At 67.4% G+C, this 12,677-nt stretch carries 14 protein-coding genes; 5 read left to right on the top strand and 9 right to left on the bottom strand.

What is annotated here, in order from left to right:
* Positions 1–14: 14 nt before the first annotated feature.
* Genes CAL22_RS15025 through CAL22_RS15005 form a run of 5 tightly spaced genes read right to left on the bottom strand, consistent with a single transcriptional unit; the run spans position 15 to position 4,328 of the window.
* Entirely contained in the window at positions 15–1,346 is a 1,332-nt protein-coding gene (locus tag CAL22_RS15025; RefSeq protein ID WP_094814590.1) for a sulfite reductase subunit alpha, read from the bottom strand.
* Positions 1,343–2,332, bottom strand: coding sequence for an FAD:protein FMN transferase (locus CAL22_RS15020; RefSeq protein WP_094814588.1), 990 nt, complete (start codon positions 2,330–2,332; stop codon positions 1,343–1,345). Before CAL22_RS15020 ends, CAL22_RS15025 begins: the two co-directional genes overlap by 4 nt.
* A gap of 5 nt (positions 2,333–2,337) precedes the next feature.
* On the bottom strand, positions 2,338–3,138 hold the full coding sequence (locus CAL22_RS15015) for a DUF4198 domain-containing protein (RefSeq protein ID WP_094814586.1): 801 nt from the start codon (positions 3,136–3,138) through the stop codon (positions 2,338–2,340).
* Positions 3,139–3,165: 27 nt separating this feature from the next.
* A complete protein-coding gene (locus CAL22_RS15010) occupies positions 3,166–3,681 on the bottom strand; it encodes a DUF2271 domain-containing protein (protein WP_094814584.1) in 516 nt (171 codons plus the stop codon).
* A 20-nt stretch (positions 3,682–3,701) separates the two neighbouring features.
* A complete protein-coding gene (locus tag CAL22_RS15005; RefSeq protein ID WP_094814582.1) occupies positions 3,702–4,328 on the bottom strand; it encodes a PepSY-associated TM helix domain-containing protein in 627 nt (208 codons plus the stop codon).
* A gap of 175 nt (positions 4,329–4,503) precedes the next feature.
* On the opposite strand from CAL22_RS15005, the gene CAL22_RS15000 reads away from it, so the two are divergent.
* A complete protein-coding gene (locus tag CAL22_RS15000; RefSeq protein WP_094814580.1) occupies positions 4,504–5,049 on the top strand; it encodes an HdeD family acid-resistance protein in 546 nt (181 codons plus the stop codon).
* 18 nt (positions 5,050–5,067) lie between these two features.
* Positions 5,068–5,448: a fluoride efflux transporter CrcB gene (gene crcB, locus CAL22_RS14995; protein ID WP_094814578.1), complete on the top strand. Its 381-nt coding sequence runs from the start codon at positions 5,068–5,070 to the stop codon at positions 5,446–5,448.
* 8 nt (positions 5,449–5,456) lie between these two features.
* On the opposite strand, the gene hpnE is transcribed toward crcB, so the two are convergent.
* The 3 genes from hpnE to hpnC are packed head-to-tail and all read right to left on the bottom strand — an operon-like array spanning position 5,457 to position 8,459.
* Positions 5,457–6,776, bottom strand: a complete 1,320-nt coding sequence (gene hpnE, locus CAL22_RS14990) for a hydroxysqualene dehydroxylase HpnE (RefSeq protein ID WP_094814576.1) — start codon at positions 6,774–6,776, stop codon at positions 5,457–5,459.
* Positions 6,773–7,636, bottom strand: a complete 864-nt coding sequence (gene hpnD, locus CAL22_RS14985; protein WP_094814574.1) for a presqualene diphosphate synthase HpnD — start codon at positions 7,634–7,636, stop codon at positions 6,773–6,775. The genes hpnE and hpnD overlap by 4 nt, the downstream gene beginning before the upstream one ends.
* A gap of 1 nt (position 7,637) precedes the next feature.
* Positions 7,638–8,459, bottom strand: a complete 822-nt coding sequence (hpnC, locus tag CAL22_RS14980; protein ID WP_094816661.1) for a squalene synthase HpnC — start codon at positions 8,457–8,459, stop codon at positions 7,638–7,640.
* A 106-nt stretch (positions 8,460–8,565) separates the two neighbouring features.
* Between hpnC and alr the strand changes: the two genes are divergently transcribed.
* Entirely contained in the window at positions 8,566–9,696 is a 1,131-nt protein-coding gene (gene alr / locus CAL22_RS14975) for an alanine racemase (RefSeq protein WP_094814572.1), read from the top strand.
* Positions 9,697–9,807: 111 nt separating this feature from the next.
* Positions 9,808–10,524 (top strand): SDR family oxidoreductase, encoded by a 717-nt coding sequence (locus CAL22_RS14970; RefSeq protein ID WP_094814570.1) that lies wholly within the window; start codon positions 9,808–9,810, stop codon positions 10,522–10,524.
* A 9-nt stretch (positions 10,525–10,533) separates the two neighbouring features.
* Here CAL22_RS14970 and CAL22_RS14965 read toward each other — a convergent pair whose 3' ends face one another.
* Positions 10,534–11,139, bottom strand: coding sequence for a hypothetical protein (locus CAL22_RS14965; protein WP_244193901.1), 606 nt, complete (start codon positions 11,137–11,139; stop codon positions 10,534–10,536).
* 170 nt (positions 11,140–11,309) lie between these two features.
* On the opposite strand from CAL22_RS14965, the gene radA reads away from it, so the two are divergent.
* Complete coding sequence (gene radA / locus CAL22_RS14960; RefSeq protein ID WP_094814568.1) at positions 11,310–12,668, top strand: DNA repair protein RadA; 1,359 nt, start codon at positions 11,310–11,312, stop codon at positions 12,666–12,668.
* Positions 12,669–12,677 lie beyond the last annotated feature (9 nt).

Below are 12,677 nucleotides of genomic sequence, written 5' to 3'. Positions count from 1 at the left end.
TGTGTGGCGCGGTGTCAGTAGACATCGCGCCGCAGGCGGCCATCGGCGCGCAAGGCCAGCACGACAGGCGCGCCGAGGATATCCGTCAAGGCGTCGTCCACCCCCTGCGCCATACCTTGCAGGCTGCCGCAGACCGCAATGATGGCGCCGCGATCGACCCAGGTGCGCAGCGTCGCCGCGCGTGCGCGCAGGCGGTCCTGCACATAGCCCTGACCTTCGCGCGAGTACACCAGATCCAGCTCGGGCAGCATGCCTTGCGCCTGCCAGTCGCGCAGCTCATCTTGCAGCAAGGCGTCGTGCGCCGAGTGCCGTTCGCCAAAGACCAGCCAGTTGCGGCGATGGCCCGCGGCCACGCGCGCTTTGAGCCAGGCGCGCAGACCCGCCAGGCCGGTGCCATTGCCGATCAGAATGAGCGGACGCGGCCCCGGGGGCAGATGAAAGCCGTGATTGCTGCGCACGCGCAAGGCGACCTCTGCGCCAAGGGGGCAGCGCTCGGTCAGCCAGCCGCTGCCCAGGCCCAGGCTGCCATCGGCTTGGCGCTGCTGCCTGACCAGTAACTGCAGGCAGCCGTCGGCCGGCAAGGACGCAATCGAGTATTCACGATGATGCTGCAGGGGCGCATCGACTGCCGCGCGCGGGCCGACTTCGGCAATATCGCCGGCTTGCCAACTGGCTTGGGCGTCGCACACCAGGCTCAGCAGATAGCAGGGGCCGCCCGAACTGCCAGGGTTGAGATGAACGCGCGCGCTCAAGCGCCAGCGCTGGTAGTCGGGGGGTTGCCAAGCGGCCTGCTCGGCGGCGCCGCAGGCGCTCACGAGCTCTCGCTGCCAATGGCGCAGCGCGGCCGGATCGGCCTGGTCCACATCGACGCGGTCGAACAGCCGCTGCGCGCCTTGCGCGGCCAGCCAATGGTCCAGGCCGCGGCCGAAACCGCAAAAGTGGGTGTAACTGCTGTCGCCCAATGCCAGCAGCGCGTAGCGCAGATGCGCCAGCGGGCCGGGCGAGGCGGGCCGCATGACTTCCTGGGCAAAACGAGCCGCGCCGTCCGGTGCGTCGCCTTCCCCGTAGGTGCTGACCAGAAAGAGCGCACGCTGGCAGGCGGCCAGCCGCGCGGCATCGACGTGATTGAGGGGTAGAACGGTGGTGGCATGGCCTGCTGCGCGCAGCGCCGCCGCGCTCTGCTCGGCCAGTTGTTGCGCCAACCCGGTCTGGCTGGCATGGGCCACCAGCCAGCCGCCGGTGTCCGGGGGCGGCTGGCGGGTCACCCGGACGCGGCGCCAGGCTCGCCAGCTCAGCAGCGCCCAGGCCGCCATCAGCAGCACGGCAGCGGCGATGCGCGCGTTCATAGGCCGGCCGCGCCCAATTGCCGGAAGGCAGGGCTGGGCGCCAGCCGCAAGCCCTGACTGCCGCGCACGATGAACAGCGCCGCCAGCGCGTGATGGCGCGCATAGTCCATGCCCCGGGATTCGCCCATGACATTCAGCGCGGTGGCCAGCGCATCGGCCTGCATGCAGCCGGCGTGCAGCACCGTGACCGAAGCCAGATCGTTGTCCAGCGGCCGGCCGCTGCGCGGATCGAGCGTATGGGCATAGTGCCGCCCGCCGTGCTCCATATAGCGGCGGTAGTCACCCGAGGTCGCGATGGCCTGGTTGTGCAGCGTCAGGCTCAGGGCGTGCGAGCCGCTGCCGTCGGGCACTTCGACGGCTACGCGCCAGGGCTGGCCGTCGGGACGCGTGCCGCGCGCGCGCAGCTCGCCGCCGACTTCGACCAGATAGTGATGCAGGCCAAGGGCCTCGAGCGCCCAGGCGGCGGCATCGACGCCATAGCCCTTGGCGATGGCGGAAAGATCGAGCCGCAAACCGCCCGCTTGCCAGGCCATGCCGCGAGGCAGATCCAGGGCGAGCCGCCGCCAGCCGCAGCGTGCGCCCGCCTGGGCGATCAGGTCCGGCGATGGCGGCTCCGACACCTCGCGGCGCGGGCCAAACCCCCACATATCCACCCATTCTCCCAGGGTGGGGTCACAGGCGCCGTCGGTGTCGCGCGCCAGGCCCAAGGCGTAGTCCAGGACATGGAGCAGGGCCGGCGGCAGGGCTTGCCAGCCCGGCGCCGCACGGTTAAAGCGCGCCAGATCCGAGTCGTTCGACCAGTGGCTCATCTGGGCCACGACGTCATCCAGCGCGCCCTGTACCGCGGCCTGAATGCCCGCATCGGACAGGCCCAGCGGGGCAGTCAGCCGCAGCGACCAGGTCGTGCCCATGGTGGCGCCTGCCAGTGCGACGGGACGGCGCAAGGCGGCGCCGTAATCCCGGGCCGCGACGATGGTGTGCCGCATACGCGTCAGGGACGCAGCACTTCCAGCGTGCCGGCGTAGGTCAGGCGGCGCATCGTCGCCTTGGGTACGGACACATGCTTGTCTTCCTGGCGGGCTTCCACCCAGTACATGCCGGGGCGCGGCCACTTGATCTGGAATTTGCCCTGTGCGTCGGTCTTGAGCGTGATCTCTTCGACCTTGTCGCGATAGCGGCCGCCATCGGGCACGACCGTCACTTCCAGGCCGGCGGCCGGCTTGCCGTCCACCATCATCTGGAAGGTGGCGGCCTCATCGGAATACAGATCATTGGGATGGCTGACGGCGACCATCTCCAACCCGCGGCCCACCGGCTTGAGCGGGCTCGGTTTGCCGGAGGTCACGAAGGTTTCCACCCGGCCCAGCGCCTGGGTGATCTCCAGATCCTGGGCCTTGGCCGGCACCGCTTCGGCCAGCCCTTCGGCCTTGCCGAAATAGCGCTTGGGCTTGCCGTCTTCTTTCCAGCGCGCGAAGACGCCGTCATTGACCACGGCAAGGCGATAGGTGCCGGCTTGCGCCAGCGGCAGATCGAAAGTGCTGCGCAGCTTGCCGCGGTGCGCGTTTTCGGCCTGCACCTGGCTGCCGTCCGGCGCGATGATGACCAGATTGTCCAGGCGCAGCGGCGCGTGATTGGCGTAGAACTTGTCATTGCTGACCGCCGCATCGACCGTGACCCAGCCGTTGGCGCCGGATAGCACGGTGGACGAGGGCAGCAACCACATATCGTGGGCGTGAGCGCCCAGCGGCAGGATGAGCGCGGCGGCAAGACTCAGTTTGGCGAAGAGCTTCATGTTCGGGACTCCGTGTGTGCGATGGGATCAGGGCTTGAGCTGCAAGGCGATTTCGCCGAGCTCATGTTCGCCCTTGACGGTCTGGCTGGCGGCAGCCTTGGGGGGCCAGGCAAAGGGCAGGCGCAGCAGTTCACGGCCGCCGACCTCGCGGGCGGCCTCCACCACCACGGCGTAGTTGCCCGGCGGCAGGTCGGCCAGGGGTTGGGCTTTACCGGAGAAGGCCAGTTCGTGCTTGCCCACCGGGCGCGTGGCGCCGCTGACGCCATCGACCGGGAATTGTTGGTTGCGGCCGCTGCGGCGCCACCATTGGCGCATGTCCTTGAGCCATTCGGTGCCTTCGTTGTTCTTCTTGGCCACGTCGTACCAGACCGCCAGATCGCCGGCGATGCTCTGGTCGTCGCGTTCGATCCAGATGGCGACATAGGGGCGATGGTATTCCGCGACGTCCAGCCGGGGGATTTCCACGCTGACATTGAGATCGGCCGCCTGCGCCGTGCGCGCGATGGCGCCGGCCAGGACAAGAGAGAGCAACAGTTTGCGCATATCGTTTTCCGCGAGAGCGATCAATGGATGAAAAGCAGTGCGAGCACGGCGGGAATCACGACGCCGAGCCCGACCATGGGCCAGGTGGCGGCGCGGTGGCCGGCGTGCATTTTCAAGAGCACCAGCCCGGTCAGGGAAAAGACCAGACAGGCCAGGGCGAACAGATCGAGAAACCAGCTCCAGGCCTGGCCGGTGTGACGGCCTTTGTGCAGATCGTTGAGATAGGCGATCCAGCCGCGATCGGTACGCTCGTACTCGACCTCGCCGGTTTGCATGTCGATGGACAGCCAGGCGTCGCCGCCGGCCCGGGGGAGTGATAAATAGGCCTCATCCGAGGACCACTCGGGCTTGACGCGCAAGGCGTCCACGTCGAGTTCCTGTTCCAGCCAGGCGCCGGCCGGTTGCGGCAGCCGGGCGGCGCGGCGCGCGGCAGCTTCTTTGAGCGAGGCGAGCATGGGCGCGGGCAACTGGACGTGGCGCGTCTGGACGCGGGCCTTGCTTTCGATGTGCGAGGCGTTGTTGAGCGTCAGGCCCGTGAAGGCAAAGAGCAGCATGCCCAGCAGGCAGATTGCCGAGCTGATCCAGTGCCAGGTGTGCAGGGTTTTCAGCCAGTATGCGCGTCGCTGGCTGGCGTGTCTTTCGGTCATGGTGCAGTGCCGCGGAGGTGGCGAATTCTAGCACTCAATGAGAATGAATCTTAACCAGGATTTCCGGGTTGGTATTTCAGTTTGTTTCGCCGACGTGATATGGCGCGGGGACGGAACGGGGGATAAGATGTGCGCAACCCGTCAGTCGAGGGTCCGATTTTCTTTGGAGATTTCCATGATCGATATTCCGCAAAACGTAGGAAAGCAATGGAGTTGGGTCGCGCTGCGTGGCGTGGTGGCGGTCCTGTTTGGCTTGCTGGCCATGTTTCTGCCTGGCCTGACCCTGGCGATTCTGGTCATGGTCTGGGGGGCCTATGCCCTGGTCGACGGCGTGTTCGCCCTGATCGCCGGCTGGCGCATCCGGGACCAGCAAAAGCCGTTGTGGCCTTTGATCCTGGTGGGCATCACCGGCCTGGCCGCCGGTATCGTGACCTTTCTGTGGCCGGGCATCACCGCGCTGATGCTGCTCTACATCATTGCTTTCTGGGCCATCGTGTCCGGGGTGTTCCAGATCATCGCCGCCATTCGCTTCCGCAAGGAAATGCAGAATGAATGGCTGCACGGCTTGTCGGGCCTGATTTCGCTGCTCTTTGGCCTGATGCTGGTCGTCCAGCCGGGCGCAGGCGCGCTGGCCCTGGTGTGGGTGATCGGCGTGTACGCGGTGTTTTTCGGCATCCTGCTGCTGGTGCTGGCCGTTCGCATGAAGCGCCACGCCGGCTAAGCGCCGGGCTCTCCCCTCATGCTGATCCCGCTGCATTTTCTCGTCATTGGCCTGGGCGCGGCCGTCGGCGCCTGGCTGCGCTGGTTGCTGGGCGTGCGGTTCAATGACGGCGCGTGGCCCTGGGGCACGCTGGCGGCCAATCTGGGCGGGGGGTATTTGATCGGTCTGGTGCTGGGCCTGGTGGCCCTGCATCCGGAGTGGCCGGCCTGGCTCAGGCTGGCCCTGGTGACCGGTTTTCTCGGCGGTCTGACGACGTTTTCGACCTTCTCGGCGGAAGTCGTGCAGTATCTGGAGCGGGGGCAGATCGGGCCGGCCGCGGGCTACGCCGCGGTCAGCCTGGCCGGTTCATTGTGCCTGACGGCGCTGGGCCTGGCGACGGCCCACTGGCTGGGCCGCTGAGGCGCAGCTCAGGCCGGCCGGCCTGACAGCAGCACCCGAGCGGCGGCCAGGCCGCTGCGCACGGCCCCCTCGAGCACGCCGGGATAGCCAGTGTCGGTCCAGTCTCCCGCCAGCGCCAGATTCGGCCAGGGCGTGCTGTTCAGCGGCCGGGTGAGTTTGGGCACCGAGGCAAAGGTAGCCCGTTTTTCTATGAACAGTTCAGCCACTTCCACCGCCGGCAGCGGCGGTAAGCCGGCTTTGGCGGATTGCTCCTCGATCTGGCCGATCAGCGCGTCGATGGCATCCTGCCGCTCCATGTTGGCGACGGTGGCCGCGGCGCTGCAGACCAGGGCCAGTTCGCCGGTCTTGGATTTGCCGGTCAGGCGCGCGCGGTCGAACAGCCACTGGCCGACCTGGCCGCGGCTGGCGTCTTCGCGCAGCATCATCATGGGCTCTGGCAATGACCAGGGCGCGGCCAGACGCAGATTCAGGGTGGCGATGGGCTGGTATTCGAAGGCTTGCAGCGCGCGCAGCAGTCCCGGCGATTGCGAGGTGCGCAAGGCATTGCCCAGCAATCGCGCCGCAATGGCCGGCGGCACGGCCACGACGGCCGCGTCGAAACTCTCGTCGTTGACGTCGACCGCGCCGGCCGAGGGCTGCAGCCGGCGCACGGTGTCGCCATAACGCATCTTGACCTGCAGCGCGACCACGTCCGGCCACAGGGCCGACAGGTCGACGCAGGGCAACAGGACGTCGCTGTTGCGGCGGTGGCCGGCCAGCGTGTCGCGCAGCACCGTGGCAAACAGCGAGGCGCTGGCCTGCACCAGCGGGGTGTTCAGGGCAGCCAGGCAGAGCGGCGCCCACACATTGCGCACCACGGCCTCGGGTTGGGCGTGATAATCCAGCAGGCTGGCCACGGTCCAGTCGCGCGGCGGCTGCCACTGGCAATGCTGCAGCGCGCGGATCAGCCGCAGCGCCGCGAACTTCTCGCCCAGGCTCAGGCCGCGCGCCAGCAACAGCCCGACCGCGGCGTGCAGCGGCGCAGGCAAGGGCGGCGCCGAGAGCAAAAATTGCCGGTCCAGGCTGGCCAGCCGCAGGGGGCGGCGCATCAGCAACGCGTCGGGGTTGCGGCCCAGGCGGCGCATGAGGGCCAGGGTTTCAGCATAGGCGCCCAGCATGACGTGCTGGCCGTTGTCCAGGTCGGCGCCGAAGGCCGGATGCACCACGCGGCGGGCGCGCCCGCCCGGGGTGCGCCCGGCCTCGAACACGGTGACCTTGGCGTCGGCCTCGCGCAGCGCGGCGGCGGCCGCGAGGCCGGCCCAACCGGCTCCGATGACGGCGACCTTCATCGCCCCAACCTGCGCACGACGCCGCGACCTCCGCCCACCCAGGTTTTCCAGGCCAGCCACAGTTTGCGCAGCGGTGTCAGCGAGATGCGTTGGTGCAGCACCTGCCAGTTGTCACGCTCGATTTCCTCGAGCAGGGCGTAATAGATGGCGGCCATCATCAGGCCGGGGCGTTGGGCGCGGATGTCCGCCTCGGGCAGGGCCTGCATGGCCTCGCGATACAGTTCGCGCGCCCGCGCGGTCTCGAAAGCCATCAGCGCGGAGAAATTCTCGGAGTAACTGCCGTTGAGAATATCGCTGGCCTTGACCTCGAACTGCTGCAGATCGTTGATCGGCAGATAGATGCGGCCGCGCCGGGCGTCGTCGCCCACGTCGCGAATGATGTTGGTGAGCTGGAAGGCCAGGCCCAGTTTGGCGGCATATTCCAGCGTCGCCTCTTCGGAGTAGCCGAAAATCGCCGCGGACATCTCGCCCACCACGCCGGCCACGTGCCAGCAATATTTGCGCAGGCCAGGCCAATCCAGATAGCGGGTCTGGTCCAGATCCATTTCCATGCCGTCGATGACGGCCAGCAGACGCTGCCGGCTGATGCCGTGCGGCTGGACGTGGGGCTGCAGCGCGCGGGTGACGGGGTGCTCGGGCTTGCCGGCAAACATGGCGTCGATCTGCGTGCGCCACCAGCCCAGTTTCACGCGGGCCAATTGGGGGTCGCTGCTCTCGTCCACCACGTCGTCCACCTCGCGACAGAAGGCGTACAGGGCCGTGATGGCGCGCCGCCGTTCCGGGGGCAGGAACAGAAAGGCGTAGTAGAAGCTGGAGCCGCTCTTGGCGGCTTTCTCCTGGCAGTATTCGTCAGGGGTCATATCAAGTTAGGGCGCGCCACGCCATGAGCGCCCAGTCTCGGGCGCCCAGTTGCGGGCGATTCATGAAAACATCGTAGTTGGCCTGCTCGATGCGTTGCAGGATGCGCAAGCCGCCCTGGACCACCAGCTTCAGTTCGAAGCCGATGCGGCCGGGCAGGCGGCGCGGCAGCGCAGCGCCAGAGTGTAGCAGTGCGCGCGTGCGTTCGATCTGGAACGCCATGAGGGCCCGCCAGGCTGGGGTCAGGCGGCAGGCGGCAAGGTCTTCCTCGCTGACGCCGTGCGCCTGCAGGTCCTCCTGCGGGAGATAGACGCGGCCCTTGCGCCAATCCACCCGCACGTCCTGCCAGAAATTGGTCAATTGCAGGCCGGTGCAGATGGCATCGGCATCACGGATGTTCTCGGCCGTGGCCGCGCCGTACAGGTGCAGCATGAGGCGCCCGACGGGGTCGGCTGAACGCGAACAGTAGTCGCGCAGGGTGGCGAAGTCGGCGTAGCGTTTGGTGCCGACGTCCTGCTCGAAGGCCGACAGCAGATCGAAAAACGGCGTGATGGGCAGCTGGTGGCGTCTCAGGGTGACGGCCAGCGGCTCGAAAATGGGCGCCAGGTCTGCCGGGCCAGCTTGGCTGGGGCCGGCGCCGATGCGATGCAATTCGCTGCGAAAACGCTCCAGGCTGGCCAGACGCTGCTCATCGTCGGCGTCGCCCTCGTCGGCGATGTCGTCGGCGGCGCGGGCATAGCGGTAAATGTCGCGCACGGCCTGGCGCAACGGCCGGGGCAGCAGGAGGGAGGCGACAGGGAAATTTTCGTAGTGATCAACAGCCATGGAAGACATGCGAAAAACGTGCCGCAGGACGGCTCAACGAGAGGCGCGGCAACGGTGGCCGCCCGGTTGGATACGTTAGACTATCCGACTCAGGAAGAAAGCTACCATGCCACGTCCCATCTCCGCCTTGATTTCGCCTTCGGCTTTGCGTCATAACCTTTCCGTCGTGCGTCGGCGCCTGGATCGCCGGGCCGAGGCCGAAGGGGGGGTTCCGCCCTCGATCTGGGCCGTCATCAAGGCCAACGCCTATGGCCATGGCATCGAGCGCGCCGTGGGCGCGTTCTCCGAAGCGCAAGGCCTGGCCATGCTGGATCTGGACGAGGCGGTGCGCTGCCGCGAGGCCGGCTGGGGCGGGCCCATCATGCTGCTCGAGGGATTCTTTCAGCCGCGCGATCTGGAGCTGCTGGACCGCTACCACCTGAGCACGGCCATACACTGCCAGGAACAATTGGACATGCTGGCGCATGCCCGCCCGGCGCATCGTATCAACGCCATGGTCAAACTCAACAGCGGCATGAACCGTCTCGGTTTCGCGCCGCAGGCCTATGGTCAGGCCTTTGAGGCAGCCCGCCAGCTGCAGCAGCGGGGCGTACTGGGCAGCGTAGGCAAAATGACCCACTTCGCCACGGCCGACAGCGCGCAGGGCCCGCACTGGCAGTGGGAGGTTTTCCAGGCCGCCACGCAGAGCCTGCCCGGGCCGGTGAGTGTCTGCAATTCGGCGGGCACCTTGCGCTATCCCCAGCTGGCCATCGGCCAGCCCGGAGGCGATGCGCACTGGGTCCGTCCCGGGATCTGTCTGTACGGCGCGTCGCCCTTCGATGACGAGAACGCCGCCGTGCTGGATCTGCGCCCGGCCATGACGCTGACGTCCGAACTCATCGGGGTGCAGCAACTGCAGCCCGGCCAAACCGTAGGTTATGGCGCCAGCTTCACCGCGCCCGAGGCCATGCGTATCGGGGTGGTCGCTTGCGGCTACGCCGACGGTTATCCGCGCCATTGCGGCACGGGCACCCCCATTACCGTGGCGGGCGTGCCGACCCGGGTGCTGGGCCGTGTCTCCATGGACATGCTGGCCGTAGACCTGGGTCCGGTGCGGGCCGCGGGCGTGGGCAGCCCTGTGGTGCTCTGGGGCGAGGGCGGTCCGAGCGTGGACGAAGTGGCCACGGCGGGCGGCACCATCGGCTACGAACTGCTCACGGCCCTGGCTCAGCGCGTGCCCGTGACGGAAATCCGCTGAAACCAGCTTGCCGCCTCGGCTGCCGCGGGGTCTAGCCAAGACGGGCCAGTCAAGTTACAAGACGCCTATTGCCGCTAAGGCAGGCCGATAGACAAAGCGAGGTTGAAATCCATGAAGGACAAATGCGTGCTCGTGACGGGCGCAACCAAGGGAATAGGCTGGGCTCTTACACAGCGTCTGGCCGACCTGGGCTGTCACGTGGTGGGAATTGCGCGCAATACCACGGATGTGGATTTCCCCGGCTATCTCTACGCCTGCGACCTTGCTGACGCCGGCCGCACCGAAGAAGTGCTGCGCGAGATCCGCGAGAAATTTCCCGTCGATGCCGTCGTTAACAACGTCGGCGTGGTCGCCCCGCAGCCGCTGGGCGAGATCGATCTGGCCACGCTCTACAGTGTGCTGGATCTGAACGTGCGCGTCGCCGTGCAGGTGACCCAGACTTTCGTCGAATCCATGAAGGCGCGCCGGGCAGGCCGCATCGTCAACGTGGCCAGCCGGGCTATCCATGGCGCGTATGAGCGCACGGCTTATTCGGCGGCCAAGAGCGCGCTGGTGGGCTTGACCAACACCTGGGCGCTGGAGCTGGCCGAGTATGGCGTGACCGTCAATGCGGTCGCGCCGGGCCCGATCGAGACGGAACTGTTTCGCCGCGGGCATCCCGCAGGCGGCGAGGCCGAAAAGCGCACCTTGGCGTCCATTCCCATGCGCCGCATCGGCGTGCCGGCCGATGTCGCCGCGGCCATTGCCTTTTTGCTCTCGGATGACGCGGCCTACATTACTGGCCAGGTATTGGGCGTGGACGGCGGCGGCAGCCTGGGCGGACGCTGAACCCGCGCGTCAGTGCGCCGGCGGCCGGCTGGCCGTCGGGCCCGACTCGGTGTGATCCGGTTCGGGCAGCGTCTCGGCTTCGGCCAGCAGCACCTGTAAGTCGGGCGGCAGTTCCAGATCATCCTCATCGCGGTGCAGCGCGGCCAACTGGATCAGCGCCGCTTCTCGCTGGTTGCCGCGCAACAGATTACGGATGTACTCGATGCGTGAGGTGCCATCGGGGCCGGCCGGCGGCGGCACCGGGCGCATGAGCGGGCTTTTGCCGCTTTGCGGCGTGGTCAGCGAGGCCGGCAGGGCTGGCGGAGGGGCTGACGCATAGCTGCCCAGCGCGGGCGGCTGGGTCAGGCTGTCGTCGGGCGGGTCGTTTTGCGCCACGACTTCGTCGTCGTCCAGCGTGGCCGAATTATCGAGATTGCTGTAGTCGGTGAACACCAGCAGGCTGAACACGACGGCGACCGAGCCGGCGATGCCCCAGCCAGGATGCCAGGTGCCGTGCGGACGGCGCACGGCAGCCTGCCCCGCGGCCAGTTCCGGCGCAAGGGGAGGGGGGCTGCGGTAGTGCGCGCGCAGATCCAGGTCTTCGGCGTCGTCATCAGGCGACAGATGGGGGCACATGCTACAGACTCCTAGCGGGCCGGGCGGTGAAAGGCGTGCGGCATCGCATCATCGCAAAGGATAGCCTTGCCGGCTGCCTGAGCGCCAGGGTTAATTGCGCGCTGAAATAATTGTAAATGAAGCGCAGGCTCGTCTCATGGCCAAAGCCGCCCAGCCGGTACACTTGCGCCATGGCCAAATCGCGAACCGTCTATGTATGTGCCGAGTGCGGCGGCACCAGTCTCAAATGGCAGGGCAAGTGTCCGCATTGCGCCGCCTGGAACACCCTGGAAGAAACCGTCGAGTCGTCCGCGCCCGCCGCCAGCCATCGTTACGCGCCACTGGCCTCGTCCAGCCCGGTGCGCAGCCTGGCCGATATCGAGGCGCGCGAAACGCCGCGTCAACCCACCGGGCTCGATGAGTTCGATCGCGTGCTCGGCGGCGGCCTGGTCGAAGGCGCGGTCGTGCTCATCGGCGGCGATCCGGGCATCGGCAAATCCACGCTGCTATTGCAGGCGCTGGCTTCCTTGTCCGCCACCGTGCCCGTGCTCTATGTCACTGGCGAAGAATCCGCCGAGCAAGTGGCCTTGCGGGCCCGGCGGCTGGGGCTGCAGACCGGCGCGGTTAATCTCCTGGCCGAGATCCGCCTGGAGGCGATTCAGGCTGCCGTATCGCAGCAAAAGCCCGCCGTCGCGGTCATCGACTCCATCCAGACCCTCTACAGCGGCGAACTCACCGCCGCGCCAGGGTCGGTATCCCAGGTGCGTGAGTGCGCGGCGCAACTGACGCGGCTGGCCAAACAGACCGGGATCGCCATCGTCATGATCGGCCACGTCACGAAAGACGGCGCGCTGGCCGGCCCACGGGTGCTCGAGCACATCGTCGACACCGTGCTGTATTTCGAAGGCGACACCCATTCCTCTTTCCGCTTGGTGCGGGCTTTCAAGAATCGGTTTGGCGCCGTCAACGAATTGGGCGTGTTCGCCATGACGGACCGAGGGCTGCGCGGCGTGGCCAATCCCTCCGCGCTGTTTCTGTCGCAGCATCAGGATCAGGTCGCGGGCTCGTGCGTGATGGCCACCCAGGAGGGGACGCGCCCCATGTTGGTCGAGATCCAGGCGCTGGTCGACAGCTCGCATGCGCCCAATCCCAAGCGCCTGACCGTCGGCCTGGAGAGCAATCGCCTGGCCATGCTGCTGGCCGTCATGCATCGCCATGCCGGCGTGACCACCCATGACCAGGATGTCTTCGTCAATGCGGTGGGCGGCGTGCGCATCACCGAACCGGCCGCCGATTTGCCGGTGCTGCTGGCCATCATGTCGTCGCTGCGCGACCGGCCGCTGCCCAAGGGCCTGTTCGCGTTCGGCGAAATCGGCCTGGCCGGCGAGATCCGCCCGGCGCCGCGCGGCCAGGAACGTTTGCGCGAAGCGGCCAAGCTGGGGTTTTCCATCGCGCTCATCCCCAAGGCCAATGCGCCGCGGCAGGCCATCGAGGGGCTGGAAATCTGGGCCGTGGACCGGCTGCAGGAAGCCTTGGACAAATTGCGCTAAAGTGCGCGC

The sequence above is a fragment of the Bordetella genomosp. 12 genome (genome assembly GCF_002261355.1).
Classification (GTDB): domain Bacteria; phylum Pseudomonadota; class Gammaproteobacteria; order Burkholderiales; family Burkholderiaceae_B; genus Bordetella.
The sequence above is the reverse complement of the archived record's forward strand: the minus strand, read 5'-3'. Positions and strand labels throughout refer to the sequence as shown.

Excerpts from the sequence above, each read along its gene's own strand:
- CAL22_RS15020 (WP_094814588.1), bottom strand. The coding sequence starts at position 2,332 with ATGCGGCACACCATCGTCGCGGCCCGGGATTACGGCGCCGCCTTGCGC.
- CAL22_RS15025 (WP_094814590.1), bottom strand. The coding sequence starts at position 1,346 with ATGAACGCGCGCATCGCCGCTGCCGTGCTGCTGATGGCGGCCTGGGCG.
- CAL22_RS14970 (WP_094814570.1), top strand. The coding sequence starts at position 9,808 with ATGAAGGACAAATGCGTGCTCGTGACGGGCGCAACCAAGGGAATAGGC.
- CAL22_RS15005 (WP_094814582.1), bottom strand. The coding sequence starts at position 4,328 with ATGACCGAAAGACACGCCAGCCAGCGACGCGCATACTGGCTGAAAACC.
- CAL22_RS15010 (WP_094814584.1), bottom strand. The coding sequence starts at position 3,681 with ATGCGCAAACTGTTGCTCTCTCTTGTCCTGGCCGGCGCCATCGCGCGC.
- CAL22_RS15015 (WP_094814586.1), bottom strand. The coding sequence starts at position 3,138 with ATGAAGCTCTTCGCCAAACTGAGTCTTGCCGCCGCGCTCATCCTGCCG.
- hpnE (WP_094814576.1), bottom strand. The coding sequence starts at position 6,776 with ATGAAGGTCGCCGTCATCGGAGCCGGTTGGGCCGGCCTCGCGGCCGCC.
- CAL22_RS15000 (WP_094814580.1), top strand. The coding sequence starts at position 4,504 with ATGATCGATATTCCGCAAAACGTAGGAAAGCAATGGAGTTGGGTCGCG.
- radA (WP_094814568.1), top strand. The coding sequence starts at position 11,310 with ATGGCCAAATCGCGAACCGTCTATGTATGTGCCGAGTGCGGCGGCACC.
- hpnC (WP_094816661.1), bottom strand. The coding sequence starts at position 8,459 with ATGGCTGTTGATCACTACGAAAATTTCCCTGTCGCCTCCCTCCTGCTG.
- alr (WP_094814572.1), top strand. The coding sequence starts at position 8,566 with ATGCCACGTCCCATCTCCGCCTTGATTTCGCCTTCGGCTTTGCGTCAT.
- crcB (WP_094814578.1), top strand. The coding sequence starts at position 5,068 with ATGCTGATCCCGCTGCATTTTCTCGTCATTGGCCTGGGCGCGGCCGTC.
- CAL22_RS14965 (WP_244193901.1), bottom strand. The coding sequence starts at position 11,139 with ATGTGCCCCCATCTGTCGCCTGATGACGACGCCGAAGACCTGGATCTG.
- hpnD (WP_094814574.1), bottom strand. The coding sequence starts at position 7,636 with ATGACCCCTGACGAATACTGCCAGGAGAAAGCCGCCAAGAGCGGCTCC.